The 26972-nt window shown below is 73.0% G+C and carries 22 protein-coding genes; 13 read left to right on the top strand and 9 right to left on the bottom strand.

The window, feature by feature from the left end:
• Nucleotides 1-7: 7 nt before the first annotated feature.
• Nucleotides 8-1789 carry a glycosyltransferase family 61 protein gene (locus tag U5C87_RS20575; protein ID WP_330474292.1) on the bottom strand — a complete coding sequence of 594 codons (1782 nt, stop codon included), beginning with the start codon at nucleotides 1787-1789 and terminating at the stop codon, nucleotides 8-10.
• Nucleotides 1786-2538 carry a class I SAM-dependent methyltransferase gene (locus U5C87_RS20570; RefSeq protein ID WP_330474291.1) on the bottom strand — a complete coding sequence of 251 codons (753 nt, stop codon included), beginning with the start codon at nucleotides 2536-2538 and terminating at the stop codon, nucleotides 1786-1788. The genes U5C87_RS20575 and U5C87_RS20570 overlap by 4 nt, the downstream gene beginning before the upstream one ends.
• Nucleotides 2539-2708: 170 nt before the next feature.
• Here U5C87_RS20570 and U5C87_RS20565 point away from each other — a divergent pair, with 170 nt between their 5' ends.
• The 5 genes from U5C87_RS20565 to U5C87_RS20545 all read left to right on the top strand — a co-directional run bounded on the left by U5C87_RS20565 (nucleotide 2709) and on the right by U5C87_RS20545 (nucleotide 12931).
• On the top strand, nucleotides 2709-3137 hold the full coding sequence (locus U5C87_RS20565) for a Fur family transcriptional regulator (RefSeq protein ID WP_330474290.1): 429 nt from the start codon (nucleotides 2709-2711) through the stop codon (nucleotides 3135-3137).
• A 79-nt stretch (nucleotides 3138-3216) separates the two neighbouring features.
• The gene (gene katG / locus U5C87_RS20560) at nucleotides 3217-5400 is read left to right on the top strand and encodes a catalase/peroxidase HPI (RefSeq protein WP_330476727.1); all 2184 of its coding nucleotides are present in this window, start codon (nucleotides 3217-3219) and stop codon (nucleotides 5398-5400) included.
• Nucleotides 5401-5605: 205 nt separating this feature from the next.
• Nucleotides 5606-6124 carry an NUDIX domain-containing protein gene (locus tag U5C87_RS20555; protein WP_330474289.1) on the top strand — a complete coding sequence of 173 codons (519 nt, stop codon included), beginning with the start codon at nucleotides 5606-5608 and terminating at the stop codon, nucleotides 6122-6124.
• Nucleotides 6125-6248: 124 nt separating this feature from the next.
• On the top strand, nucleotides 6249-9485 hold the full coding sequence (locus tag U5C87_RS20550; RefSeq protein WP_330474288.1) for an ATP-dependent helicase: 3237 nt from the start codon (nucleotides 6249-6251) through the stop codon (nucleotides 9483-9485).
• Nucleotides 9482-12931, top strand: coding sequence for an ATP-dependent helicase (locus U5C87_RS20545; protein WP_330474287.1), 3450 nt, complete (start codon nucleotides 9482-9484; stop codon nucleotides 12929-12931). Before U5C87_RS20550 ends, U5C87_RS20545 begins: the two co-directional genes overlap by 4 nt.
• Nucleotides 12932-13128: 197 nt before the next feature.
• Here the strand turns inward: U5C87_RS20545 and U5C87_RS20540 are convergent, their stop codons facing one another.
• Complete coding sequence (locus U5C87_RS20540; RefSeq protein ID WP_330474286.1) at nucleotides 13129-14673, bottom strand: phosphotransferase; 1545 nt, start codon at nucleotides 14671-14673, stop codon at nucleotides 13129-13131.
• A 117-nt stretch (nucleotides 14674-14790) separates the two neighbouring features.
• On the opposite strand from U5C87_RS20540, the gene nudC reads away from it, so the two are divergent.
• Nucleotides 14791-15777 (top strand): NAD(+) diphosphatase, encoded by a 987-nt coding sequence (gene nudC / locus U5C87_RS20535; RefSeq protein WP_330474285.1) that lies wholly within the window; start codon nucleotides 14791-14793, stop codon nucleotides 15775-15777.
• Nucleotides 15778-15806: 29 nt separating this feature from the next.
• Here nudC and U5C87_RS20530 read toward each other — a convergent pair whose 3' ends face one another.
• Complete coding sequence (locus tag U5C87_RS20530; protein ID WP_030194628.1) at nucleotides 15807-16085, bottom strand: mycoredoxin; 279 nt, start codon at nucleotides 16083-16085, stop codon at nucleotides 15807-15809.
• A gap of 106 nt (nucleotides 16086-16191) precedes the next feature.
• Here U5C87_RS20530 and ppk2 point away from each other — a divergent pair, with 106 nt between their 5' ends.
• The 6 genes from ppk2 (at nucleotide 16192) to U5C87_RS20500 (ending at nucleotide 20746) form a co-directional block, all read left to right on the top strand.
• Nucleotides 16192-16998, top strand: coding sequence for a polyphosphate kinase 2 (gene ppk2 / locus U5C87_RS20525; protein ID WP_330474284.1), 807 nt, complete (start codon nucleotides 16192-16194; stop codon nucleotides 16996-16998).
• Between the two features lie 71 nt (nucleotides 16999-17069).
• Entirely contained in the window at nucleotides 17070-19145 is a 2076-nt protein-coding gene (locus tag U5C87_RS20520; protein ID WP_443082078.1) for an ATP-dependent DNA helicase UvrD2, read from the top strand.
• Nucleotides 19146-19261: 116 nt separating this feature from the next.
• Nucleotides 19262-19552 (top strand): hypothetical protein, encoded by a 291-nt coding sequence (locus tag U5C87_RS20515; RefSeq protein WP_330474283.1) that lies wholly within the window; start codon nucleotides 19262-19264, stop codon nucleotides 19550-19552.
• A 287-nt stretch (nucleotides 19553-19839) separates the two neighbouring features.
• The gene (locus U5C87_RS20510) at nucleotides 19840-20127 is read left to right on the top strand and encodes a WhiB family transcriptional regulator (protein ID WP_020143058.1); all 288 of its coding nucleotides are present in this window, start codon (nucleotides 19840-19842) and stop codon (nucleotides 20125-20127) included.
• Nucleotides 20128-20201: 74 nt separating this feature from the next.
• A complete protein-coding gene (locus U5C87_RS20505) occupies nucleotides 20202-20336 on the top strand; it encodes a hypothetical protein (RefSeq protein ID WP_268240970.1) in 135 nt (44 codons plus the stop codon).
• Between the two features lie 203 nt (nucleotides 20337-20539).
• Nucleotides 20540-20746 carry a hypothetical protein gene (locus U5C87_RS20500; protein WP_330474282.1) on the top strand — a complete coding sequence of 69 codons (207 nt, stop codon included), beginning with the start codon at nucleotides 20540-20542 and terminating at the stop codon, nucleotides 20744-20746.
• Nucleotides 20747-20788: 42 nt separating this feature from the next.
• Here the strand turns inward: U5C87_RS20500 and U5C87_RS20495 are convergent, their stop codons facing one another.
• The 3 genes from U5C87_RS20495 to U5C87_RS20485 form a co-directional block, all read right to left on the bottom strand.
• Entirely contained in the window at nucleotides 20789-22120 is a 1332-nt protein-coding gene (locus tag U5C87_RS20495) for an ABC1 kinase family protein (RefSeq protein ID WP_330474281.1), read from the bottom strand.
• 233 nt (nucleotides 22121-22353) lie between these two features.
• Nucleotides 22354-23313 (bottom strand): hypothetical protein, encoded by a 960-nt coding sequence (locus tag U5C87_RS20490; RefSeq protein WP_330474280.1) that lies wholly within the window; start codon nucleotides 23311-23313, stop codon nucleotides 22354-22356.
• A 187-nt stretch (nucleotides 23314-23500) separates the two neighbouring features.
• A complete protein-coding gene (locus tag U5C87_RS20485; protein ID WP_020143053.1) occupies nucleotides 23501-23662 on the bottom strand; it encodes a DUF5679 domain-containing protein in 162 nt (53 codons plus the stop codon).
• 189 nt (nucleotides 23663-23851) lie between these two features.
• Between U5C87_RS20485 and U5C87_RS20480 the strand changes: the two genes are divergently transcribed.
• Nucleotides 23852-24403, top strand: a complete 552-nt coding sequence (locus U5C87_RS20480; RefSeq protein ID WP_330474279.1) for a M48 metallopeptidase family protein — start codon at nucleotides 23852-23854, stop codon at nucleotides 24401-24403.
• A gap of 73 nt (nucleotides 24404-24476) precedes the next feature.
• On the opposite strand, the gene U5C87_RS20475 is transcribed toward U5C87_RS20480, so the two are convergent.
• Both U5C87_RS20475 and U5C87_RS20470 read right to left on the bottom strand, forming a co-directional pair.
• Nucleotides 24477-25031: an NUDIX hydrolase gene (locus U5C87_RS20475; protein ID WP_330474278.1), complete on the bottom strand. Its 555-nt coding sequence runs from the start codon at nucleotides 25029-25031 to the stop codon at nucleotides 24477-24479.
• Nucleotides 25028-26875 (bottom strand): zinc-dependent metalloprotease, encoded by a 1848-nt coding sequence (locus tag U5C87_RS20470; protein WP_330474277.1) that lies wholly within the window; start codon nucleotides 26873-26875, stop codon nucleotides 25028-25030. The genes U5C87_RS20475 and U5C87_RS20470 overlap by 4 nt, the downstream gene beginning before the upstream one ends.
• Nucleotides 26876-26972: the final 97 nt, after the last annotated feature.

Raw genomic sequence — 26972 nt, 5'->3', positions numbered from 1 at the left:
AGCCGCGTCAGTCGGCCAGTGCCGCCCGGATCTCGTCGGCGAAACGGTCGAGCTCGAATGTGAAGCCCGAGTGGAAGGCCTCGTTGGTCCAGCCGCCCTCCGGGTGCTGGATGTCGCTCGGGGACCAGAAGTAGTGCAGGTCGAGCCCGACGACGGAACCGATGAGGTACTCGTTGTTGGCGGTGTTCGCGTTGCCCGACAGCAGGACGCACCGAGCCCCCGGCGCGAACATCAGGCTGAACATGCCGCTGCCTCCGAAACCCGCGATCCGGCGGGCCTGACGGAACATGCTGATCTGGTCGCCGAACGAGTGGTCCTCGGGGTAGACGACCGTGTAGCCCTCGCGCGCGAACCACTCCTCGACCTCGGGCAGGTTGTGACACGTGCGCCAGCCGCCCGGCCGGCGGGAGACGAAGATCCGCTCCGGGGTCTCGAGGTGCGGGGTGTGCATCCGGCGCCCGATCTCGGCGTAGAGGGCACCCAGCCCGAGGTCGACGTAGTGCGGCATCGCGAAACCCGGCGTCACGGCATACAACACCTCGGGTCGCACGGCCCGGTCGTGCGCCACGTAGGCCACCTCGTCGGCGGGGATGCCCAGAGCGTCGAGGAGCTGGCGCTGGTAGCCGGGCACCTCGGTCTGTCCCTCGCGCAGGCTGATGAGCGCGCGCACCCCGGGATCGATGCGCCGGGCCTCGGTCCAGGCGCGGTAGCGCGAGATGACCTCGGTCATGACGTGGCCGTAGTGCCCGGGGTACTCGGTGTCGAGGTAGACGTAGCTGCCGGGGAGGTCGGTCGGGGTGGGCTCCCACCGTGACAGGAGCCGGTCGAGCGCGGCGTTGCCTCCCACCATCGTGTGGTGCACGAGCCGACGTCCGAGGTGGTGGCGGAAGGTGTCGGGAAGGTAGAAGTCGCCCATCATCACGCGTTGGCGCGGCAGGACGACGGGGGAGCAGTAGCGGCGCAGCGACCGCTCGGGCACGTTGACGGTGCCCGGTCCGTGCACCGGTCCGTCACCGTGCACGGTGACCGAGGCGCGGCTCGTGAAGGAGTAGGCGGGCTGGGTCTCGAGGACGCGCCCCCAGGTGTCGCCGAAGCGACGGGTGAGCAGCTCGGAGGCCCGCGCGTCACGCAGCTTGAAGCGGTGCAGGTTCGCCTTGCGGACGAAGGCACAGTCCTCGGAACGCGTGATGGCAGAGGCGGATTCGCGCAGCTCGGCGTCGGCGGCGTCGAGGTTCTCGGCCTCGCTGGCCGCACCCGCCGGGCCGGACGCGCGGGCACCGGAGGCGTCAGGCCTGTCGAGGCGCTCGAGCAGGTCGAGCACCGTCTCGCCGGCGACGTCGTGCAGGGCGGGGTCGTCGACGTCGTGGAGACGGTCCACGACGTACCACCCGCCCGGCTCGAGGAGGAGGAACATCTCGCGGAAGCAGGCGAGCTTCTGCCCCTTGCGACCGTTGCCGGACTCGACGACGAGCTGGGGTCGGGGGAGCCCGGCGACGTGGTGGACGCGGTCCCAGATGGTCAGGCACGTCGTGACCCGGACGTTGGGCGGAAGCTCGGCGGTGAGCGCGGGGTCGTCGGCAGAGACGGTGAGCACGTGGATGGTGGCCTCGGGCAGGCGCTCGCCGAGCCCGGTCGCGATATCGACCGTGTCGTGCCCGAGGACGAGCACGACGTCGCGGACGTCGAGCCGGGAGGTGCCGGTCGTGGCGCCGGTCGCGTGGCCGGTCAGGTCACCGGGGGGAGTTCCCGTCTCGACCAGGTCGAGCAGGGTCTGCACGAGTGCGCTCACGACTCGCTCCCCACGAACGCCGTTCCGGCGCAGGCGCGCACGGCGTCGAGCACGCCCTCTCGCCAAGCCACGTCATCGCGCGTGCGGTCGGCGAGCGCCTCGGGGAGACCGGAAGCGAGCATCCGAGCGGCAGGCACGGCGTCGAGGCGTTCGAGGACCTCGGCGGGCACGAGCTGCGGGTCCGGCCGGCGGTACTCCGCCAGGATGGCGTCGTAGCTGTCGGCCAGGACCGTGCTTCTGGGGTCGAGCCCTGCGACGAGGACCATCCCGGTCGGCTCGGTGTCGAGGGGCAGCACGACGAGGTCGGGTCGGTAGCGCCGCAGCACCTCGGTGAGGCGGAAGACGTCGCCGGTCCAGTCGCGGCTGTGCCGGTGTCGCGCGGCCTCGTCGGCGGCGCGGGGGAGCATGTCGTCCAGGACGACGACCGACCTCGGGCCGCAGTGCCGTTCGACGTTGATGAAGTCGCGCAGGGCGAACTCGACGAGGTGCAGACCGTCGACGAACGCCAGGTCGACGGGTAGGCCGCGCGTCAGGGTGCCGAGGTCGTGGCGGGCGAAGTAGTCGTCGCTGGACGTCCTCACCAGCGCGATGTCACCGTCGACCGGGTAGGTCAGGCTGAACGACGGGTCGATCCCGATGGCGCGGCACCGGGCGAGCGACAGGCTGTGGCCGTCGCTGACGCCGATCTCCAGGTAGGTCGTGGGCTGCAGCCGCTCGTGCAGGGCTCTCAGCACCTCGGTGTACCACACGGCTCGCCGTCCTCCGTCCGACCGGTCGGGAGCCTCCCGACGCTCGCGCCAGCATAGTGTTCGGGGTCGCCTGCGGTGCGGAACAGGACGTGGTGTGCGCGGCGCTCGCACAGTCGTTCTCGCCGCCGTCAAGACTTGATTTGTTCCAGAAAGCGGGACAGACTCGAAGCATGTCCGGGGCCGAGGTCGAGGAGCAGCTGCGCGAGTCGGGGCTCCGGGTCACCCGCCAGCGGGTCGCCGTCCTCACCGTGCTGCACGACCACCCGCACACCGACACCGACACCGTCATCCGGCAGGTCCGCGAGGTCGCCGGCGACGTGTCGCACCAGGCCGTCTACGACGTCCTGCGCGCCCTGACCGAGGCGGGCCTCGTGCGCCGCATCCAGCCGACGGGCTCCGTCGCCCGCTACGAGGTGCGCGTCGGCGACAACCACCACCACGTCGTATGCCGTTCGTGCGCCGCGATCGCGGACGTCGACTGTGCCGTCGGCGAGGCTCCCTGCCTCACCCCGTCCGACACCCACGGCTACCTCATCGACCAGGCCGAGGTGACGTACTGGGGACTGTGTCCCGAGTGCGCCGCTGCGGCCGCCTCCTGAATTGCCCACCCGAAGAAGAGAAGGACGTCCCGTGTCTGAGCAGCAGCACACCGCCAAGCCTGACGCCGAAGTCGGCGAGATGAACGAGCCGGAGGCCGCCCAGTGCCCCGTGGCCCACGACCGGTCGACGCGCCCCGCGGGCACGTCCAACGAGGACTGGTGGCCCAACCGCCTCAACCTCAAGGTCCTCGCGAAGAACCCCGCGGTCGCCAACCCGCTGGGTGAGGACTTCGACTACGCCGCGGCCTTCAACAGCCTCGACCTTGCAGCGGTCAAGGCCGACATCGCGGCACTCCTCACGGACTCGCAGGACTGGTGGCCGGCCGACTTCGGCCACTACGGCCCCTTCATGATCCGCATGGCCTGGCACAGCGCCGGCACGTACCGCGTGCAGGACGGCCGCGGCGGCGCGGGCGCGGGTCAGCAGCGCTTCGCCCCGCTCAACTCCTGGCCCGACAACGGCAACCTCGACAAGGCCCGCCGCCTGCTGTGGCCGGTCAAGAAGAAGTACGGCCAGAAGCTGTCGTGGGCCGACCTGCTCGTCCTGACGGGCAACGTCGCCCTCGAGTCGATGGGCTTCAAGACGTTCGGCTTCGGTGGCGGCCGCGAGGACGTCTGGGAGCCCGACGCCGACGTCTACTGGGGCTCGGAGTCCGAGTGGCTCGGCGACGAGCGCTACACCGGTGAGCGCGACCTCGAGAACCCCCTCGCCGCGGTCCAGATGGGCCTCATCTACGTCAACCCCGAGGGCCCCAACGGCAAGCCCGACCCGCTGGCCGCTGCCCACGACATCCGCGAGACCTTCGCGCGCATGGCGATGAACGACGAGGAGACCGTCGCCCTCATCGCCGGTGGTCACACCTTCGGCAAGACGCACGGCGCCGCCGACCCGCTCAAGTACGTCGGCAAGGAGCCCGAGGCCGCCGGCATCGAGGAGCAGGGCCTCGGCTGGAAGCAGTCCTTCGGCTCGGGCAAGGGCAAGGACGCCATCACCTCCGGCCTCGAGGTCACGTGGACGCCCACGCCCACGCAGTGGGGCCAGGGCTTCTTCGACATGCTCTTCGGCTACGAGTGGGAGCTCTCCAAGAGCCCTGCCGGCGCGAGCCAGTGGGTCGCCAAGGACGCCGAGGCGATCATCCCCGCCCCCGACGAGGGCGGCGCCAAGCGACTGCCCACGATGCTGACGACCGACCTGTCGCTGCGGGTCGACCCGGCATACGAGAAGATCTCGCGACGATTCCACGAGAACCCGGCCGAGTTCGCCGACGCCTTCGCGCGCGCGTGGTTCAAGCTGACCCACCGCGACATGGGTCCGGTCGCGCGTTACCTCGGCCCCGAGGTGCCGCAGGAGGAGCTGCTCTGGCAGGACCCGCTGCCGGCCGCGACCGGCGAGCCGGTCGGTGCCGACGACGTCGCGACGCTCAAGCAGGCCATCGCCGACTCCGACCTGACCGTCACGCAGCTCGTCAAGGCCGCGTGGGCGTCCGCGTCGACGTTCCGCAGCAGCGACAAGCGAGGCGGCGCCAACGGTGCCCGCGTGCGCCTCGAGCCGCAGAGCGGCTGGGACGTCAACGACCCCGCCGAGCTGGCCGCGACCCTGCGCACCCTCGAGGGCATCCAGGCCGACTTCAACGGCCGCGGCGGCGCCACCGTGTCCCTCGCCGACCTCATCGTCCTCGGCGGCAACGTCGCGATCGAGAAGGCTGCTGCCGCAGCCGGATTCACGGTCGAGGTGCCCTTCCGCGCCGGCCGCGTCGACGCCTCGCAGGAGCAGACCGACGTCGAGTCGTTCAGCTACCTCGAGCCCAGGCACGACGGCTTCCGCAACTACGTCGGCAAGCCCGGCCGCGTGCCGGCCGAGTACCTCCTCGTCGACCGCGCCAACCTGCTCGGCCTCTCGGCCCCGCAGATGACGGTCCTCGTCGGCGGCCTGCGCGTCCTCGGCGCCAACACCGGCGGCTCGACGACGGGAGTGTTCACCGACCGTGTCGGCACCCTGACCAACGACTTCTTCGTCAACCTGCTCGAGCTTGGCACGACGTGGACCGCGGCCGACGAGGGCGCCGACACGTTCACCGCGACCAACGCCGCGGGCGAGCAGACGTGGACCGGGAGCCGCGTCGACCTGCTCTTCGGCTCCAACTCCGAGCTGCGCGCCCTCGCCGAGGTCTACGCTAGCGACGACGCCGCCGAGAAGTTCGTCCACGACTTCGTCGCGGCCTGGACGCAGGTCATGGAGGCCGACCGCTTCGACGTGTTGTGATCGGCTGACCTGCTCAGCGGGGCCCGGGATGGCGTATGCCGTCCCGGGCCCTTCGCGTGCCCGCGCGGACCGTGGGCGTCAGCTCTGCGCGACGGTCCCGCGCCAGGAGGGAGAGAGGGCGAGCGCCTGCAGCGTCTCGGGTCGGCGCAGGACGCGTGGCGGGGTCCGGCTTGCGACCCGGTCGCCGGCGCCCGATCATCGCCCCATGGACGAGCCGAACGCAACGACGAGGCGCAGGCATGCCGTGCGGGCGGTCATCCTGGCCGATGACGACAGCGTCCTGCTCTGCCGCTTCGGCTCCCCGCACCCGGCCGTGCCGCCGGGTGCGACGGTCGTGTGGGCGGCCCCCGGCGGCGGCGTCGAGCCCGGAGAGCTGCCGCTCGAGGCGTTGCGGCGTGAGCTGCACGAGGAGACAGGCCTCCGCGTCAACGCCGACCCGGTCCACGTCTGGCACCAGGAGGTCGCCCTCCCGGGGCAGGTGGACGGCTACGACGGGCTGGTCAACGACTACTTCCTGGTGCGCACCGAGCGCTTCGAACCACGCGGCGCGCTGCCCGACGACGACCTCGCCGCCGAGCACATCACCGGGATGCGGTGGTGGCGGCACGCCGACATCGCCGACTACGACGGGACCGACCTCTTCTCACCGCGGGACCTCGCGACACCGCTGGCGGCGCTGATCGCCGGCGACGTCCCGACCACGCCGGTGGCGCTCGGCCTCTGAACACCCCGGCCCTGAGGAGTTCGTCAGCCCGGGCGGCGCCACCGATGCGTGCGCGCGTGAGGATGCACACGGCATACGCCATCGCGTAGCGCGCAGTGTCGGTCGGGCGTGATGGAATCCTCCGGTGGTCATCCTCCGTCGAGCTCCAGCCCCCGCCCCGGCGCAGGTGCGGCTCGGCGAGCGGCAGCAGGCCGCGCTCGACTCGAGCGCCCGCGTGCTCCGCGTCCTCGGCGGCCCGGGCACCGGCAAGTCGACCCTCGCCGTCGAGCTCGTCGTCGACGCGGTGCAGCGGCAGGGTCTGCGCGCCGACTCGTGCCTCGTCATCACGTCGAGCCGGAGCGCGGCCGCCGGGCTGCGCCAGCAGGTCACCGCGCGCCTCGGCGGCACGTCGACGGAGTCGCTCGCCCGCACGTGGCAGGCCTTCGGGTTCGGCGTGCTGCGCGCCGAGGCCGCGCTGCGGGGCGACCCACCGCCGCGGCTGCTCAACGGCCCCGAGCAGGACGTCATCCTGCGCGACCTGCTCGCGGGGCACGCCTCGGGCGAGGTGGCCGGGCCCGCCTGGCCGGAGCAGCTGCGCGAGGCCCTCACGACCCGCGGCTTCCGCAACGAGCTGCGCGACCTGCTCATGCGTGCGGTCGAGCACGGCCTGGGACCCGACGACCTGGCCACCCTCGCCGCCGAGCACGACCGGCCCGAGTGGGTGGCCGCCGCCGCCGTCCTGCGAGAGTACGACCAGGTCACGTCGTTCAGCCGGCACGGCTCGTACGACCCCGCCTGGGTGCTGACGGCCGTCGCCGAGCTGCTCGATGACGACCCCTCCGCCCTGGACCGGCTCCACGAGCGCATCCGCGTCGTCGTCGTCGACGACGCCCAGGAGCTCACCTCGGCGGCCGCGCGGCTGCTGCGCGTCGTCGCCCGGCCCGGCGGCCCGCGCGTGGTGCTTGTCGGCGATCCCGACTGCGCGGTCCAGACCTTCCGCGGCGCCGACCCGCGCTTCCTCGCCGACGGATGGACCGACCTCGCCGGCCCCGGGCGCGACCCGCGCTTCGTCGGAGGCCTGTTCGACCTGCTCGACGACGTCGACGACAGCGCGAGCGAGACGGTGGTCCTCGACCGCACCTACCGTCTCGGCGAGGCGATGGCCGGGGTGGCCGACCGCGTGTCCCGACGCATCGGCGCGCTCGGTGGTGGTGAGCAGCGTCGCATGACGCCGGCCACCGACGACCCCTCGCGGGGTGCCGTCGAGGTCGCGCTGCTCCGTTCGGCTGCGCAGGAGACGGCCCACGTCGCAGCGCTGCTGCGCCGCGCCCACCTCGTCGAAGGGGTGCCGTGGACCGACATGGCCGTCGTCGTCCGCGGGTCCGGGCGGGCCGACACGATGCGCCGCCTGCTCGGACAGGCCGGGGTGCCGGTCGAGGCCGGGAACGCCGAGACCCCGGTCCGCGACGAGAGCGCCGTGCGTCCGTTGCTGCACCTGCTCGAGGAGAGCATCGAGATCGCCCGGGCCGAGCACCGCGGCGAGACGCATGCCATCGACCCGGTGCGGGCCGCCGACCTCGTCCTGTCGCCCGTGGGGGGTTCCGACACGGTGGGCCTGCGCCGCCTGCGTCGCACGTTGCGGCAGGACGAGCTCGCCTCCGGCGGAGGGAGATCCAGCGACGAGCTGCTGGCCGAGCTGCTCCAGTCGGCGCCGCGGGCCCGGCTGCTCGGGTCGACGGCGCGACCTGCCGAGCGCATCGCGACGGCCCTGGCCGCCGGTGCTGCCGCCGCCCGGGTCCGCGACGACGGCCGCTGGGCCCGTGGTGTCACCGCCGAGTCGGTGCTGTGGGCGATTTGGGAGGGTGCCGGGGTCGCCGAGGGGTGGCGCCGACAGGCGCTGTCCGGGGGCACCTCGGGGGAGCGGGCCGACCGCGACCTCGACGCCGTGCTCGCGCTCTTCGACGCCGCGGGCGCCTTCGTGGACCGGCTGCCCACAGCTGGTCCCGACAAGTTCCTCGAGCACATCCAAGGGCAGGACGTGCCGGGCGACACCCTGCTCGTCGGCGGGCAGTCGGGCGGTCGGGTCGCCCTGCTGACCCCGCAGAGCGCTGCCGGGCGACAGTGGCGCATGGTCGTCGTCGCCGGGGTCCAGGAGGGGGTCTGGCCCGACCTGCGCCTGCGTGGCTCGGTCCTCGGCTCCGAGGACCTCGTCGACGTCGTGGCCCAGCGACCGTCGGGCTTCCGTGCCGCCCAGTCCGCTGTCCGCTACGACGAGACGCGCCTCTTCCTCGTCGCCGTCACCCGGGCCACCGAGCGCCTGCTCGTCACCGCCGTCGGCAACGAGGACGAGCAGCCGTCCGTCTACCTCGACCTCGTCGACCCGCCGGCGACGACGCGCCTCGCGGACGAGGTGCGTCCGCACTCCGAGGTGGCGCGCACCATGACGCTGCCCGGTCTCGTCGGCGAGCTGCGCCGCGAGGCCGTGAGCCCCGACGTGGGCGTGGCGGAGCCGGCGCTCAACCTGCTCGCCGCGGCGGCCCGGGAGGGCGTGCGCGGCGCCGACCCCGCGTCGTGGTGGGCGCTGCGGTCGGTCACGAGCGAGCGACCCGTGCGTCGCCCCGACGAGCCCGTCCCCGTGTCGCCGTCGAAGGTCACCTACTTCGCCGAGTGCGGGCTGCGCTGGTTCCTCACCTCCGTCGGCGGCGAGGGCGTGTCCCTCGGTGCCGCATCGGTCGGGACGTTCGTGCACGACATCGTCGCCGAGCTGCCCGATGCCCCGCTGGCCGAGCTCGTGGACGAGGTCGACGCACGCTGGGGGCGGCTCGGGCTCAAGCCCGGGTGGGTCACCAACCGCACCCACCAGGAGGCGCACGACATGGTGGCCCGGTTCGTGTCCTACCGCGACGGCGCCGAACGCGACTGGGAGCGCGTCGGCATCGAGACCGACTTCCGGGTCGAGGTCGGCCGGGCCGTCGTGGCCGGGCGCGTCGACCGCATCGAGCGCGACACCCAGGGGCGCCTGCGCATCGTCGACCTCAAGACCGGCAAGTCCAAGCCGACCAAGGCCGAGCTCGCCGAGCACGGCCAGCTCGGGGCCTACCAGGTCGCGGTCGAGGAGGGCGGCTTCCCCGCCCTCGGGTCGCGCAGCGCCGGAGCGGCGCTCGTCTTCATCGGCAAGGGCGGCCTGTCCGGGCTCAAGCCGAGCGTGCTGCCGCAGCCGCCGCTCACGAGCAGCGACGACCCGTCGTGGGCGCGCGCGCTCGTCGAGGAGACCGCCGAGGGCATGGGCTCGGCCGAGTTCCGGGCCGCCCAGGGCAAGGCGTGCGAGACGTGTCCGGTCCGCTCGTCGTGCCCCGTCCAGCCGGAGGGCGATGCCCTGTGACGACCGTCGAGGCCACGCCGGCCACCAGTCGCGGCGAGGGCGTGCAGCACAGTGCGCTCGACATCGCGACCGCCCTCGAGATGCCACCGCCCACGGTTGAGCAGGCAGCCGTCATCGAGGCGGGCGCCCGACCGCTGCTCGTGGTCGCCGGCGCTGGTTCGGGCAAGACCGAGACGATGGCCGCGCGCGTCGTCTGGCTCGTCGCCAACGGTCTCGTCGACCCCGACCAGGTGCTCGGCCTCACCTTCACCCGCAAGGCCGCGGCCGAGCTCTCGCAGCGCATCGCCAAGCGACTGCGCGGGCTCGAGCGCGCCGGCATCTGGACGCCACCCGCCGACGACGGCGCGGGCGCCGAGGTGCTCGGCGGCACGCCCACCGTCTCCACCTACCACGCGTATGCCGGTCGCCTCGTCCGTGAGCACGCGCTCCGGGTGGGCATCGAGCCGGAGTTCCGCATCCTCACCGAGGCCGGTGCCTGGCAGCTGGCCGCCGAGGCGGTGTCGCGGTGGGACGGTCCCATGGACGACGTCGTCAAGAGCGAGGCCACCGTCATCCAGGCCGTCATGGCGCTCGCCGGCGAGATGGCCGAGCACGTGCGCACCCCGGCCGAGGTCATGGAGCACCTCGACCTCGTGCTCGCCCGGCTCGACGCGCTGCCCGACGGCGACGGGCGCGGCTCGCTCACGGCCGCTCGCGACGCGATCACGGTGCTGCGCGAGCGGCGCACCGTCCTGCCCATCGTCGAGGCGTTCCTCGCGCTCAAGCGCGAGCGCGAGTCGCTCGACTTCGCCGACCAGATGGCCATCGCGGCACGCCTGACCCGCTCGGTCGAGGCGGTCGGGCAGATCGAGCGGGAGCGCTTCCGTGCCGTGCTGCTCGACGAGTTCCAGGACACCTCCGAGGCCCAGCTCGAGCTGCTGCGCTCGCTCTTCCACCACCCCGGCGTCGCGCTCACCGCGGTGGGCGACCCCAACCAGTCCATCTACGGCTGGCGCGGCGCCAGTGCCACGACGCTGCTGCGATTCCCCTCGGAGTTCGCGAGCGACGCCGGCCCGGCCGACGTCCTGCCGCTGTCGACGAGCTGGCGCAACGACGCCCTCATCCTCGACGCGGCCAACGCCGTCGCAGCGCCGCTCGCCACGGAGCACGTGCAGCCGCTCCGGCCCCGACCTGGCGCGGGCCCCGGATCCATCGAGGTGGCTCGGCTCGAGACCGCCGAGGAGGAGGCCGAGCACGTCGCCGGGTGGATCGCGTCGCACTGGTTCAGCCCCAGTGGTCGACGCACCGGACGCAGCGCAGCCGTGCTCTGCCGTCGACGCTCGACCTTCCCCGTCGTGCTCGAGGCACTGCGCCGACGCGCGCTCCCCGTGGAGGTCGTCGGCCTCGGCGGTCTGCTCGTGACCCCCGAGGTCAGCGACCTCGTCGCCGCCCTCTGGGTCGTGCAGGACCCGACCCGCGGCGACCAGCTGATGCGACTGCTCACGGGGCCCGTGGTGCGGCTGGGTGCCGCCGACCTCGCGGGCCTCTGGGCATGGGCGCGGGAGCTGCACTCCCGCACCTCCCGCGCCACCCCACCCGGCACACCCGCTCGCGGTCCGGACGCGCCGGAGGCGGCTCAGACCTCCGGGACGTCTGCAACACCCGGGACGCCCGAGGCGCCGGAGGTCGGGGACGCCGCGGCCACCGACCGACGCGGCTCCGACCTCGCTGCCGACAGCGCCGACACGGCCACTCTCGTCGAGGCCCTCGACGACCTGCCCCGCCCGGGCTGGACCGCGCGCGACGGCGCGCACATCGGTGACGAGGCCCTGGCCCGCCTGCACGGCCTCGGTGAGGTCGTCCGTCGGCTGCGCCGGCTCACGGCCCTCCCGCTCGTCGACCTCGTCGCCGAGGCCGAGATCGCCATCGGACTCGACATCGAGGTGCTCTCTCGACCCGAGCACACCGCCTCGACGGCCCGGGTGCACCTCGACGCCTTCGCCGACGTCGCCGCGCGCTACGCCACGACCGCCGACCGTCCCACGCTCTCAGGCTTCCTCAGCTGGCTCGACGCCGCACGGGACCAGGAGCGTGGCCTCGACGCGGGACACACCGAGTCCGACGCGGACGCCGTCCAGGTCCTCACCGTCCACGCCGCCAAGGGGCTCGAGTGGGACGTCGTCGCCGTCCCCACCCTCGTCGAGGGAGTCTTCCCCGCCCACGGCGCGACGGCCGTTGCCCCGGTCCCCGACAGCGACCCCACGGCGTACGCCTGCTCCGGCGACGTCAAGGACAAGGGTTGGCTCATCGGGCTCGACTCGCTGCCCTACGACCTGCGCGGTGACCGTGCCGGGCTGCCGCACCTCGACTGGCGGGGCGTCCCGGACCGCAAGGCGCTCAGCGCGGCCATCGACGCGTTCGTCCTCGACGGCGGGCGCCACGCCGTCGCGGAGGAGCGCCGGCTCGCCTACGTCGCCCTGACCCGCGCACGTTCCTCAATGCTGCTGACGACCTATCTCTGGGGTGCCGCGAAGAAGACGATGTCGGTCCCGTCGCGCTTCATGACGGAGGTCGAGGACACGCTGCCCTCAGCCGTCGTACGCACGACCTGGGTCGCCGCGCCCGAGCCCGTCATCGACGACAAGGGCAAGGCGAGCGCACCCACCAACCCGCACCTCGCCGTGCCGATCTCGCAGCTGTGGCCCCACGACCCCATGGGTGCACGTCGCGCCGGACTGCTCGACGCCCATCGCCGCATCGCGGCTCTGGTCGAGGCGGGCCCGACTGTGCCGCAGGGTGATCCACGGGTCGACGACCTGCGCATCCTGCTCGCGGAGCAGGCCGCGCGCCGGTCCGGAGGCGAGCCCGTGGTCGACGTCCCTCGCCACCTGTCGGCGTCGGCCGTCGTGTCGCTGGCCCGCGACGCCGAGGCCTTCGCGATGTCCTTGCGCCGTCCCATGCCCAGCCCGCCGGCCGTTGCGGCCCGGCAGGGCACCGCGTTCCACGCGTGGATCGAGGAGCACTACTCGCGCGCCGCCTTCGTCGACCTGCTAGACCTGCCCGGCAGCGCCGACGAGGGGGCGGCTGACGACGGCGACCTCGACGCAATGAAGGAGCGCTTCCTCGCCAGCGAGTGGGCGGACCGCATCCCCGAGGAGATCGAGCTGTCGATCGAGACGATCATCGACGGTATCGCCGTGCGTGGCCGGGTCGATGCCGTCTTCCCGCGCGACGACGGTGGCTGGACGGTCGTCGACTGGAAGACCGGTGCCCGGCCGACCGGACGCGACGCCTCCGTCCGCGCCCTGCAGCTCGGGGCGTATGCCGTCGCCTTCGCCCGCCTGCGCGGCGTCGAGCCGTCGCGCGTCGACGCGGCGTTCTACTACGCGGGGGAGGGCGTCACGGTGCGACCCGACCTGCCCGGCGAGTCCGTCCTGGCCGACCTGCTGCGCACCCTGCCCGACTAGCCCGGCCCGGCTCCGACACTCCCCGTCGAGTGGCCCCGCCGTCACACCCCTCCAGTCGAGTGGCCCCGTCGTCACAACCCTCCGGCCACTAGGCCGGGAGCCATGGGGCGGGTGGGGTCGCGAGGCCACTCGAGTGAAGGGGGGTGGTGCGGGTGGGGTGGCGGGGCCACTCGAGTGGTTGAGGGCCGCGGGGTCGGTCAGGCGCGGTCGTGGTGCTGGTGGCCGTGGCCGGTCACGGGGATGAAGTCCGAGGCTCCCTCGTGCAGGTCGAGCACCCCGTCGGCCTGCTCGGGCAGCGCCTCGACCTCGTCGATCTCGAACGGCGACGCGTCGGAGTCGACCGCCACGACGGGCACCGGCTGTGACTCCTCGGCCGGCTGCTCGACGGAGTCCGCGACCGGCTGTTGGACCGGCCGCTCGACCGGCTGCTCGACGGACTCCGCGACCGGCTGCTCAACCGTTTCCCTGCCTCGCGACGTGTCGTCTGCGGTCCCGGCCCCGTCATCCGCCTCGCCGACTCCGGAGCCCGGTGCCGGGGTCGATGGTGCGACGGGGGCGGGGCTGGACGGCTCGGCGGCCGGCTGGCCCGAGGGGGCGGCATACGTCTGGCCATCGTCGAGGACGGACGTCATCGAGATGGCCTGGGTCTCGCCGAGCATCGGGAAGGGCACGTGCGGCTGCGTCGCGTCCCACTCGGGCTCGGGCCGGTCAGGGCGCTCGGGCTGCTCGGGGTCGTCGGGGTCGAGCGCCGCGGCCGCACGCTCCCTGGCTCGGCGGGTGCGCTCGGTGCGTTCGGCGTCCTCGGCGGCGTGCCGGCGGTCGTCGGCCTCCACCTGCTCGTCGAGCGAACGCAGCTCGTCGGCGGTGCGCTCGACGACGTCGAGCTGTCCTGCGGCGAGCGCGTGGAGCAACCGGCGCAGTGGCGCCATCTCGGCGGCGAGCCGGGCCCGGCGCACGAGGTGGCCGTCGGGGCGCTCGATGCGCGATGCGGCATACGCCTCGAGGACCGCATCCAGGGTCGCGGGCGGGGCGGTGCTGGCGAGCTCGGCGAAGTCGTCTGCAGGGTCGGCGACCCGGCTCTCCTCCCACGCCAGGACGCCGCGGACGTGTCCGGACGACGAGTCGTCATCGTCGTCGAAGGAGGCCAGCACGTTCTGCCCGGTGAACGTTCCGTGGACCGGGGTGGGAGCGAAACGCCACAGCGACACGTCCTCGAGCGCGTGCTCCCAGCGCGTCAGCAGACCGGTGGGCACGTGCCCGGTGGCGGCTGCGCGGTCGAGCTCGGAGAGCTGACGTCGGCGGTGCGCCTCGGCGTCGTAGGTCGGGCGCCCCGCCTCCTCGAAGAGCAGGTGCTCGACGTTGTGGATGTGGGCGAGCGTCCGGCCGACCTCGGCGCTCAGGGCGCCCGGCTCGAGCCCGGCGAAGTCGAGCGGACGACCGGGGACCCGCAGGTAGACGGCTGCGCGACCCTCCGGCACGGGTGCGAAGCCGCGCACCATCGGCATCGCCACGTCGAGGCGGCGACCGAGCAGGCCGGAGAGCGAGGAGATGTCGTCGAGCATGGCGCCGGCCGCCGGGGTGCACGGGGCCTTGACAACCCACCGACGGTCCTGACCGTCCTGCACGTAGGCGATCTCGAAGAGGTCGCCGGGCTCGCCCGGCACGCCCTCCACCGTCACCGGGTCGAGGCCCGGCACGGCCGAGCTCGCCAGGGCGGCGAGGAAGAGAGGGCTTCGGGTCACGACACCACCGTAGGTCGCCCGGCGTGTCGATCGTGGGAGGCGACGCCCGGAGCGGGGGTTCGCGCAGAGGCTCGACACCGGTGGGGCGGGCCGAGCACGCCGCCCTAGGGTGGCCCTGTGGCACCGACCGACACGACCCTGCCCGACCTCGCCCTCTCACGCAGCTCGCTCGACCGAGTGGCGCTCGAGCGCCGTCGCCCCGAGATCCTCACCGAGCTGCTCGACGACCCGCGCACCCGGGTGGCCGAGGTGCGCGGTGACCGGATGCGAGTCGCGGCGGCGGACGACGACGTGCTCCATCTCGTGCTGCGAGCGCCCGAGCCCGAGGACCACACCCGGCTGGGGCTGCACCTCGGACGCGACGGCGAGGGGACGGCATACGTCGGCGTCGTGACGCAGGGGGACGACCCGGAGCCCGGCGGGGACGGCCCCGACCCGGCCGACGACGGCTGGCTCACCCTGCGCCAGGCCGGCGAGGCCCTCGCGACGCGCGACGCGGGCGTCTTCACGACGGCTCTCGCGCTCGCCAACTGGCACGGCACCCACCGCTTCTGCCCGCGCTGCGGCGCCCCGACCCAGCCCACCCAGGCCGGCTGGGTGCGTCGGTGCGAGCGCGAGGGCAGCGAGCACTACCCGCGCACCGACCCGGCCGTCATCATGTCGGTCGTCGACCCGGACGGCCGGCTCCTGCTCGGTCGCGGCGCGCACTGGCCCGAGGGGCGCTTCTCGGTGCTCGCCGGCTTCGTCGAGCCGGGGGAGTCGTTCGAGGCCGCGGTCGCGCGCGAGGTCGCCGAGGAGGTCGGGGTCGCGGTCGACGGCGCTCGCTACCTCGGCAACCAGCCGTGGCCGTTCCCGTCGTCGGTCATGATCGGCTTCGAGGCGACGACCCGGCAGACGGAGCTGACGATCGACCCCGTCGAGATGGCCGAGGCGCGCTGGGTGAGCCGTGAGGAGTACCGCGACCTGCTGCGCAGCGGCGCGATCCGCACGCCGAGCGGCATCTCGATCGCCAAGCGGATCATCGAGCACTGGCTCGGCCAGACGGTCGAGTCCGTCATCGAGCCAGGCGAGCCCATGAGGCCCGGAACGGCCCGCGCTCTCTGACGAGGCCGTCGGCCGTCGAGCGGCGGTCCTCAGCCGGCGAGGCGGGAGCGCACCTCGGCGAGCGAGGGGTTGGTCGCGGCGGAGCCGTCGGGGAAGACGACCGTCGGGACCGTGCGGTTGCCACCGTTGACGTGCTCGACGAAGTCGACGTGCTCGGGGTTGGCCTCGAGGTCGATCTCGGTGAAGGGCACGCCCTCGCGGGTCAGCTGGCCCTTGAGGCGCGTGCAATAGCCGCACCACGTCGTCGTGAACATCGTGATCGAGCCCGCCTCGGGCGTGACCTGGGTGACCTGTGTGGCCTCGGGCATGGAGTTCCTCGTCATCAGCTCGTCGGTGGGGACGGCCGCCACGGACGTCGCTTCTCGGTGCAAGGATGACCCCATGGCCAAGCGAGGTGCAAAACGACCCCGGAAGATGGACCTCCACGTCTACGAGACCGAGGTCCGTCGCCTGCAGGCCGAGCTCGTCGCTTTCCAGGAGTGGGTGCGGGCCACCGGCCAGCGCGTGGTCGTCGTCTTCGAGGGACGCGACGCCGCCGGCAAGGGCTCGGCCATCAAGCGGATCACCGAGTACCTCAGCCCACGCGTCGCCCGCATCGCGGCGCTGCCGGCCCCGACCGACCGCGAGAAGTCGCAGTGGTACTTCCAGCGCTACATCGCCCACCTGCCCGCGGCCGGCGAGATCGTGCTGTTCGACCGGTCCTGGTACAACCGCGCCGGCGTCGAGCGCGTCATGGGCTTCTGCACCGACGAGCAGTACGCCCGCTTCCTCGAGCAGGCGCCGGTCTTCGAGCAGATGCTCGTCGACGACGGCATCATCCTGCGCAAGTACTGGTTCAGCGTCTCCGACGTCGAGCAGGAGCGCCGTTTCCGCTCGCGTGCCAAGGACCCGATGCGCCAGTGGAAGCTCTCGCCGATGGACCTCGAGTCGATCACCCGCTGGGAGGACTACTCCGAGGCCAAGGACATCATGATGGCCGAGACGAGCACCGAGCACGCGCCGTGGCACGTCGTCGAGTCCGAGGACAAGCGACGCTCGCGGGTCAACGTCATGCACCACCTGCTCAGCTCCATCCCGCACGCCGAGGTCGACCCCGACGTGCCCCCGATCCCCAAGCGCCCCGCCCCGCGCGGCTACGAGCGCCCGCCGCAGCACGAGCAGAACTACGTGCCGGACCACGCCGCGAGCGTGCTGGCCACCTCGAAGGGTGATCTCTCCTGAGCGCAGTACCCTCCGCGCCCTCCGCCGACCAGATCCTCGACGGGCTCGACCCCGAGCAGCGCGAGGTCGCGATGGCCCCGCCGGGGCCGCTGTGCATCCTCGCGGGCGCCGGCACCGGCAAGACGCGTGCCATCACCCACCGCATCGCGTATGCCGTCCACTCGGGTGCGCAGCAGCCGCAGCGCGTGCTGGCGCTGACCTTCACGGCCCGCGCGGCCGGGGAGATGCGCTCGCGCCTGCGCGGGCTCGGCGTGCAGGGCGTGCAGGCCCGCACCTTCCACGCAGCGGCCCTGCGCCAGCTGCACTTCTTCTGGCCGCAGGCGATCGGGGGCGCCGCTCCCGAGGTGATGAGCTACAAGGCGCCGGCCGTCGCGGAGGCCGCGAGCCGGCTGCGCATGCAGTTCGACCGCACGACGGTGCGTGACCTCGCCGCCGAGATCGAGTGGGCCAAGGTCAACCTGCTGACGCCGCAGTCGTATGCCGCCCGCGCCCGTGAGCAGCGTCGTGAGCCCCCGGGTCTCGACCTCACCGCGATGGCACGGCTCTTCGAGGCCTACGAGGACGTCAAGCAGCGTCGCGGGGTCATCGACTTCGAGGACGTCCTCCTCCTCACGGTCGGCATCCTCGACGAGCGCGAGGACATCGCTCGCACCGTGCGCGGGCAGTACCGCCAGTTCGTCGTCGACGAGTACCAGGACGTCAACGACCTCCAGCAGCGGCTGCTCGACCAGTGGCTGGGGGAGCGCAAGGACCTCTGCGTCGTCGGCGACCCCGCCCAGACGATCTACTCCTTCACCGGCGCCAGCCCCCGGCACCTCGTCGGCTTCCCGCAGCGCTTCCCCGGCGCGCAGGTCGTGCGACTCGTGCGCAACTACCGCTCGACGCCGCAGATCGTCGGCCTCGCCAACACCATCGTCGCCTCCGGCACCCAGGCCGCGCGCGACGGCGCCGTGCGCCTGCTGGCGCAGTCCGAGCCCGGCCCCGCTCCCGAGCTGACGAGCTACCCCGACGACCCGGCCGAGGCTGCGGCCGTCGCCGAGCGCATCCGCGCCCTCGTGGCCGGCGGCCACCAGGCCGCCGAGATCGCCATCCTCTTCCGCACCAACGCCCAGTCCGAGGCCTTCGAGTCGGCCCTCACCGACGCCGGTGTGCCCTACCTCGTGCGCGGCGGCGACCGGTTCTTCGCGCGCAAGGAGGTCCGTGACGCCGTCCTGGTCCTGCGCGGAGCAGCGCGCAGCGATGACGGTGAGAAGCCCTTGGGTGAGATCACCCGCGACGTCATCACCGGTGCCGGCTGGTCGCACGAGCCGCCGACGGGTGGGGGTGCGACGAGGGAGCGGTGGGAGTCGCTGACCGCCCTCGCCACCCTCGCCGACGACATGGCGGCCGCCGCCCCCGAGGCGCGGTTGCCCGAGCTCGTCGCCGAGCTCGAGCGGCGCGCCGCCGAGCAGCACGCTCCCGCCGTGCAGGGAGTGACCCTGGCCAGCCTGCACGCGGCCAAGGGCCTCGAGTGGGACACCGTCTTCCTCGTCGGGGCCTCCGACGGCCTCATGCCGATCTCGATGGCGGAGGGTCCCGATGCCATCGAGGAGGAGCGGCGGCTGCTCTACGTCGGGCTGACCCGCGCCCGCAAGCAGCTGTTCCTGTCGTGGTCCGGCGCCCGCACCCCGGGGGCGCGTGCCACCCGGAGGGTCTCGCGCTTCCTGGCGCCCGCGGCCGACATCCTCGGGCAAGGCGCTCGCAGCGAGGCCCGCTCCGGCGGGTCCAAGCGCTCCGCTCCCAAGGTGGCCCGTCTCGCCCACTGCCGCGGCTGCGGCGCCGAGCTGGTCTCCGCGGCCCAGCGCAAGACCGGCCGCTGCGACGACTGTCCTCCCACCTACGACGAGGCGACCTTCGAGCGGCTGCGCACGTGGCGGCTGGCCGTCGCGCGCGAGGCGAGCGTCCCGGCCTTCGTCGTCTTCACCGACGCGACGCTGACCGCGATCGCCGAGAGCTCGCCCTCCGACGAGGGCGCTCTGTCGGTCATCAGCGGGGTGGGGGCCCGCAAGCTCGAGCAGTACGGCAGCGACATCCTGGCGATCCTCGGCGGCGCAGACCCGGAAGAACTCATCGAAAGCCGTTCTGCCGCAAAGGAATCCGCCGAATAGGGCGCATCCGCAAAAATAAGTTCCGAAAACTTCGTTAAATCAGTTGTTCGCCCGCGAGGCGCACGCGTACCCTTGACGAAGTCAAGCCCAGTGGTCTCGGTGGCCAGCTGGGGCCCGTGAGCAGAAGTGAGGAGGTCGGCCTGATGGACAACACCACGATGACGATGCACGCAGTCTCCTGCGTCCTTTCCGTGCGTCTGTGGCCGACCACCGGCGATGTCCGCCTGGCGGCCACGCGCGCTCCGGAGCAGGGGACCACTGTGTCCATCGCCGCCCTCATGGGCAGCCGTGTCGCTGACTTCCGCGCCCCGATCCAGGGAGACGTCTCGGTCGCCGACCTCACGTTCGCCCCCTCCTACAAGACCATCGATGTCGTTCGCTCCCGTTCTGGGAGGCCCCCGGTCTGACCAGACCCGAAGCCTCACCTCCAGGCCGCGAACCCGACATCACCGGGTCCGCGGCCTTCGTGTTTCTCCGGGGAAGTCTCCCGGTCGAATGCCGCTCCACACGCACCACCGACACCGCCAGATGAGCACCCGACCGGGTGCCTGACAGATCAGGGACACACATGACTCCCCGGATGCCGAGCAGCAGGACCGAGACGCGCACCACCGGTGCCGGTCTGCGGACCAAACCAGACACGAGTGAGCAGGAGCGCCCCCGCACAGGCGCTCCGGAGACGGAGGTGAGAACGATGCAGCTGAGCGAGTTGATCGACATGAGGACCGAGGCGGAGCAGGTCGGCGAGACCATTCCGTGCCGCGACTACGACGCGGAGCTCTGGTTCGCCGAGCGACCCGAGGACGTCGAGTTCGCCAAGACGCTCTGCGGGCTCTGCCCCGCACGCGTCCAGTGCCTCGCCGGCGCCCTCGAGCGCCAGGAGCCGTGGGGGGTCTGGGGCGGGCAGCTGCTCGTCCAGGGCGCCATCGTGGCTCGCAAGCGGCCCCGGGGCCGGCCGCGCAAGCACCCCGTGGCTGCCTGAGCACGCGTGACCACGCATGACCCAGACGCCAAGGGCCAACAACACCAACCTTTTTCACAGACCAGGAGATCGTCATGAACCAGCTCGAGATGCTGGCTCGCGAGCGCATCAACCAGCACAGTCAGCGCCACGAGCGCCGCGGCGTCCGCCGCAGCGCCCGGCTGATCGCGCTGGAGATCCGCGCCAGTCGACGCCACAAAGAGAAGTGATCGACCGCGCCACGAGGCGCGCTGCAGGACAACTGAATCGAGTGAGCGAGCCGCGGGTGACGCGCACGTCACCCGCGGTTCCTCATGTCCGGGGCCGGACGCCCCGGGCCTGACCGGCCGCGCGCCCGACCCGTACGACCCGCGTGGCGCCACGCCCGGTCCGGCCCGAGGCGGATACTCGATGCAGGAGAAGGGAGACGCCCATGGACACTCCTACAGGCGTGACGCCACACGAGCAGCAGCTCGTCTGCTCGAGCTGCGGGGCGACCCCACCGGTCGAGGAGCAGGCTGCGGCCCGGCTCACGTGGAGTCGAGGCTCCGAGGGTGGTCGCACGACCTGGACGTGCGAGCGGTGCAGCCGCGAGAACCTCCGCTCGATCGAGGGCAAGCTCGACCCCGCCTGGTGGTGAAGGGTCCGGCCCGAAGAGACGGACGGGAGGCCTGTCGGGAGGTCAGTCGGTCGAGTCGACCGGCGGGAGCTCCGCGCCGGGCAGCAGCTCGTCCACGATGGCCCGGCCGTGGACCGTGCCCCCGAGCTGGCTGAGCACGCCGATGCCCCCACCCCAGACGCGGTGGATCAGGAGGTACTCCGGCGGGAGGTTGAGCTTGTACGCGACGGCGTAGTTGGGCTGCCTGGGGTCGTTGATGTGGGCGAAGACGCCCCGCAGCCAGTCCCTGCTGAAGGTGAACGTGTCGGTGCGGAACGGCGCCATGAACGGTTCGAGGTAGTCGAGCAGGCGCTGCGGGTCGAGCTCGATGCGCTCCTTGACGAAGCCGATCTCGCGCAGCCCCTCGAGCACGTCCTCGGCGCTGCCCTCGAGGCCGGTGGTCAGCAGGGGCCCGATCTCGGGCGGCATGCCGTCGGGGAGCCGGTTGACGGCGCCGAAGTCGATGACGCCGAGGCGCCCGTCTGGGGTGATCCGGAAGTTACCGGGGTGCGGGTCGGCGTGGAGCAGCCCGGCGCGAGCCGGACCGGCGAGCAGGAAGCGCAGGTAGAGCTGTGAGGCGGTGTCGCGCTGCTCCTGCGTCCCCTCGGCGATGATCCGCGAGAGCGGCATTCCTTCGAGCCACTCGGACACGATGACGTGCTCGCGGCCCTCCACGACGTGCGGCACGGCGAAGTCGGGGTCGTCCTCGAACGCTGCGGCGAAGGTCGCCTGCGACTCGGCCTCGAGGCGGTAGTCGAGCTCCTCGGCCATCCGGTCGCGCAGCTCGTCGAGGATCGGGCCGAGCTCGATGCCGGGCACCCAGCCCGCCGCGACCTTGGCGACTCGGCTGATCTGGCGGATGTCGCTCATGAGCGCGGCGCCGGCGCCGGGGTACTGGATCTTCACCGCGACGTCGCGGCCGTCCTTCCAGACGGCGCGGTGCACCTGGCCGATCGAGGCCGAGGCCACCGGGTGGTCGTCGAACGAGGTGAACTTGCTGCGCCACCTCGTGCCGAGGTCGGCGCGGAGCACGCCGTGCACCGAGCTCGTCGGCATCGGCGGGGCGCTGTCTTGGAGCTTGGTCAGCGTCGCGCGGTAGTGGACGGCGAGGTCCTCCGGCAGGGCTGCCTCGAAGATCGACAGGGCCTGCCCGAACTTCATCGCGCCGCCCTTGAGCTCACCGAGCACCTGGAAGAGCTGCTGCGCGGTGCGGGCCTGCAGCTCGGCGGCGACCATCTCGGCCGGCCGGCCGCCGAGGCGCTTGCCGAGACCGAGGGCGGTGCGCCCGGCGAAGCCGAGCGGTACCGAGGCGAGCTTGGCCGAACGCACGACGGCCTTGCGGGGCAGGTCGGTCACCTCGCACCTCCTCGGGCGTCAACTGCAGTCTCGGGCGTAGTGGGCGGACGCGGGCGCCGTGTCCCGCGCCGCGACGGGTCAGCGTCGTCGGCGGCGGTTCGGCGCCCCACCCTCGACTCTATGTGTACCCGCTCGCGCAGGCGCACCTGGCGCACGCTTCTGTCCAGCCTTGGCCACCCGGGCCCGGCGCCGGCTACGGCGTGCCAGCGCGAGCGGCGGGGCCACCGGGCAGGTCAGGCGCCTCGCTGCAGCGGTCCGCCGAGGCCCGCACCGGAGAGGTCGCTCGCGTCGACGGCGCCGGCCGCCGTGGAGCGAGGACGGTGCTCGGCGCAGAGCGGGTGCGTCGGCCAGCGGCGATGGTCCATCCGCGGCCACGGCAGGCTCACCTCGACCGAGACCCCGGGCGGTGGCGGGTGGCCTTCGAGGAGTCCCGTGACGAGGAGCGTGACGGTGCCGACGACGAGGTGCGACAGGCCGGGGCTCAAGGCGTCGTGCCGGCCCTCGGGAGGGGCGGCGAGGGCGAGGGCGCGAGCGGGCGTTGCCTGGCTCATCACGGCCGGCCACGCCTCGTCCCGGTCGGCCCGGTGGCGTTCGAGGCACCAGAGGCACGGAGCGGTGGGGGAGTCGTCGACGAGCGGGCCGACGACGGTGCGCGGGCCGGCCGGGGCCACGGGCAGGTGTGGCACGCCGTGCCGGCGCCACAGCTCTCCTCGCCGGGGGTCGACGACCGGCGAGCCGACGAGGACGACGAGGTCGGGTCGTGGACGCAGCGGGGAGGCGACGGCCCGGTCGACGGCGGCGCGGCCGTGCACGACGGTGGCTCCCGTGCGCGCCAGGGCGTCCGCGATCCCGGAGGCGACGTCGCCGCACCCGTCGACGACGACGCGTCCCCGCGCCACGTCCTGACGGGGCTGGCCGGCGGGCGCGCGGTCGATGAGCAGGCCCAGCTCGCTCGTCAGCTCGAGCAGGGCGCGCCACCGGCCCGGGAGCACGCCCGCCTCGGCCGCGACCCGGTCGGTCGACGCGAGGGGCAGGGCACCGTCGAGGCCCGTCAGCAGACCGACCTCGACGTCGGTGACGCCCGTGACGACGGGTCCGCCGGGCAGCACCCCGAACTGGACCTCACCGGGTCGGCGGGTCAGCGGTCGCAGCCAGGCGGGCAGGCGTGGATGGGACGGCACGGCAGCGGACATCGGACCTCCAGACCCGGTGGCCCCACCAGCGGTCGCCACCCTCGTCCGTCAGGCTCGCAGCCGCCCCGGTGGGCGCGTGGGCGTCGTCCACAGCCCGTCCCACCGGGCCCCGGGTATGCGCGAGGGGGCGGGACCGTGTGGTCCCGCCCCCTCGATCTGCAGCGTCAGCGACGCCGCCGCGACCTGGTCAGGCCTTGCCCAGAATGCGGTTGAGGTTGGTACCGCAGACGGGGCACTGTCCCTTGGCCATGCGGCGACCGTTGTCAGAAACGACAACCTTGCCCTCGGCCTCGCGCTTCTCCTTGCACTTCACGCAGTAGAACTCGCCCTTGTAGGTCTCGTCAGCCATTGATGTCTCCTTGTAGACGGCACCCATCCGACGGGTGCCTCGACTCGTTCAACCCTAGAGCACGCTGAGCACGAAATCATGCTCATCCCCGCTTGGCGCGCCCGTGCGGGGTGCGGTATGACGCGCGAGCGTGGCCGTGTCGGGGTCACGCTCCGGTGCGTTGTCCCCACCCTGACCTACCCTGCCCTCATGGCGACGGTGGGACGCGAGGTGGTGCACACGGTGGTCGACGGCGTGACCGTCGAGGTCCGCCGGAGCGCCAAGCGTCGCCGCACCGTGTCGGCCTACCGCCAGGAGGGGCGCCTCGTCGTCCTCGTCCCCGCGCGGATGAGCCGCGCCGAGGAGGGGGAGTGGGTGCGCACCATGGTGGCCCGCGTCGCCGCCTCCGAGCAGCGCCGCCAGCGCAGCGACGGCGACCTCGAGCAGCGCGCCCTCGAGCTGTCGCGCGAGCACCTCGGTGGCCGGGCCGTTCCAGCGAGCGTGCGATGGGTGTCCAACCAGAACTCCCGCTGGGGGTCGTGCACACCGGCCGAGGGCTCGATTCGCTTGTCCGACAAGCTCCGTGGCATGCCGGGCTGGGTCGTCGACTACGTCCTGCTGCACGAGCTGGCGCACCTGCTGCAGCCCGGTCACGGGCCGGACTTCTGGGAGCTGCTGCGTGGGTACCCCCGTCTCGAGCGCGCCCGGGGCTACCTCCAGGGCGTCTCGGCCGCTGCGGGACTCGACCTCAGCGACGAGTGAGCGCGCCCGCCCGCCGCACGTGACGGCATACGCGGTCGTATGCCGTCACGCCACGTCGCGCGGACGTGCGCGGTCAGCGGTGCAGCAGCCGCAGGCCGGCGTCGACGAGCGGGCGTAGCTCGTCGCGGGTGCCGTCCGGCAGGGCGTGCACCGGCCACCACCGGACGTCGATCGACTCGGTGCTCACGGCCGACTCGGCGGCGCGTGACGTGACGGCCGCGAAGCGGATGTCGAGGTGCTCGCGACACCGGCCGAAATCGCCGTCCAGCATGTGGCGGTCGAGCTGGACGATCTCCGGAAGGGCCGAGATGTCCGCTATGCCGGACTCCTCACGCGCCTCACGCGTCGCCGCGTGCCATACCGAGGCGTCGCCCGGCTCGAAGTGACCCCCGAACTGGAACCACTCGCGTGCCCGGCGGTGCAGCGTGAGCAGGGCCGACGCGCCGTCCTCGTCGAGCACGATGACGCTGCCGGTCAGGTGTGCCGGCGGGCCGGACTTGCTCATGGCGTCGGGATGCGTGCGCAGGTGGGTGAGGAAGTCGAGCCGCAGGCGTTCCTGCCGCTCGTCGGGCGCCGGCCACGTCTCCAGACGGTGCACGGCGTCGTCGTGCAGGCGGGACCACGTCACCGTGCGGGACCGCTGTCGCCGTCGGTGTCGCCGTCGGTGTCGCGGTCGGTGTCCGTGCCGCGCTCGCGGTCGGCCTCCTCGAGGATCCCCTGCAGCACCGAGTCGAGGTCGGCGCCGAGACCGGCCCCCTCGGAGTCGAGGCCGTCGGTGATCCCCTCGGCGGACGAGCCGCTGCCGGTGGCGCGCTCGACGAAACCGATCGGGTCGTCGAGGTCGGCCGAGGTCGGCGCGAGGTCGGGGTGGGCCCAGCGACCGTCGCGCAGGCCGGTCCCGCCGGCGCTCTCGAGCGCGGCCCACAGGTTCGCGGCGTCGCGCAGGCGGCGGGGACGCAGCTCCAGCCCCACGAGCCCGGCGAAGGTCTTCTGCGCCGCGCCACCGACCCGACGGCGGCGGATCGTCTCGGCCAGGGCCGCCGACTGCGGCAGGTGCCGGGCGGTCGTGCGGTCGGTGACGTGGTCGACCCAGCCCTCCGCGAGGGCGAGGAGGGTCTCGAGACGGTCGAGCGCCGCACGCTGGGCCGAGGTCGGCTGCGGGCGGAAGAGGTTGCCCTGGAGGGCCGAGCGCATCGCCTCGGGGTCGGACGGGTCGATCGTCGACAGCGCGGACTCGATGGCCTCGGTGTCGATGGTGATGTTGCGGGCGTAGTCGGACACGGCCGAGAGCAGCTGCGGGCCGAGCCACGGCACCTCGGAGAAGAGCCGGACGCGTGCCGCCTCGCGCACCGCGAGGTAGAGGCGGACCTGTGCCACGTCGATCTCGAGCGACTCGGCCAGCTCCGCGACGTTGCCGGGCAGCAGGGCGACGACGCCGGGCTCGGTGAGCGGCAGCCCGACCTCGGTCCCGCTCACCACCTCCGTCGCGAGCGTGCCGACGGCCTGGCCGAGCTGGGCGGAGAACATCTGCCGGCTGAGGTTGCCGAGCATGGGCGCCCACTGCTCGACCATCTGCCGCGGGTCGAAGCCCTCGGGCAGACCCTCGGGCAGCGCGTCGCCGAACGCGTCGGGGCCGAGCTCGCCGATCTGCTTGCGCATGGCCGCGGACGTCGCGGCCGTCACGCCGTCGGAGACGGGCTCGATGAGCTCGAACCAGCGCGGCATCGTCGCCTCGACCCACTCGGCGCGACTCAGGCCGGTCGCGCGCCAGGCGGGGGAGGCGAGCGTCGTCTGCTCGTTGAGCCACAGGGTGGCCACGGCGACCGCGTCGGCGACGGCGCGAGCCGCTGCGTCGTCGTGGACGTCGTTGCCCTGGGCGGTCATCACGTGACGTCGGGCGACCTCGGTGGCGAGGTCGCGCGATCCGGTCGGCGACTCCTGGGCCGCCATGAAGGTGCCGAGCTGGGCCCGCATCGCGGCCTGCGTCGCGGGGTCGGTGGGGTCGACGCCCATGCTCTTCATGACCTCCGCGAGCTCGGGGTTGTCGGCGGCCTCGCCGAGCACCTTCTCGAGCATCGCGCCGAGGTCGGACGGGTCGATGTTCCCGAGGTCGGGCAGCCCGGGGAAGCCGCCGCCGCCGAAGCCACCGGCGCCACCGCCGCCGAAGCCACCGGCGCCGAAGCCGACCGGTCCGGTCCCGCTGCCGGGAGACCCGCCGCCGGGACGGCCCAGGGGCAGGCCGAACGGCGACTCGCCGCGGGGGAGGTCACCGAGTCCTTCACCCTGCTCGTCACCGGGCTCGTCACCGGGAACGTCACTGGGCTCGTCACCGGGAACGTCACTGGGCTCGTCACCGGGGACGTCGCGGGGCTCCTGAGCGGCCGGCTCGCCGGGCTCGGTGCCGGGCTCGGTGCCGGGCTCGTCGTCCTTGTCGCTGTGGTTGTCGTCACCGCGTCCACGGTCGTCGGCCATGCCTGCTCATCCCCACTCGAATCACGGATCTGCTGCGACCGTCCGGCCGCACATTCAAGACAACCACGGATCGACTCCGTTGGTTCCCGGTTGCTCC

The sequence above is a fragment of the Terrabacter sp. C0L_2 genome, assembly GCF_036352015.1.
In the GTDB taxonomy this organism is placed as follows: domain Bacteria; phylum Actinomycetota; class Actinomycetes; order Actinomycetales; family Dermatophilaceae; genus Terrabacter; species Terrabacter tumescens.
Note: the sequence above shows the minus strand (reverse complement) of the source record. Positions and strands in the feature narration are given on the sequence as shown.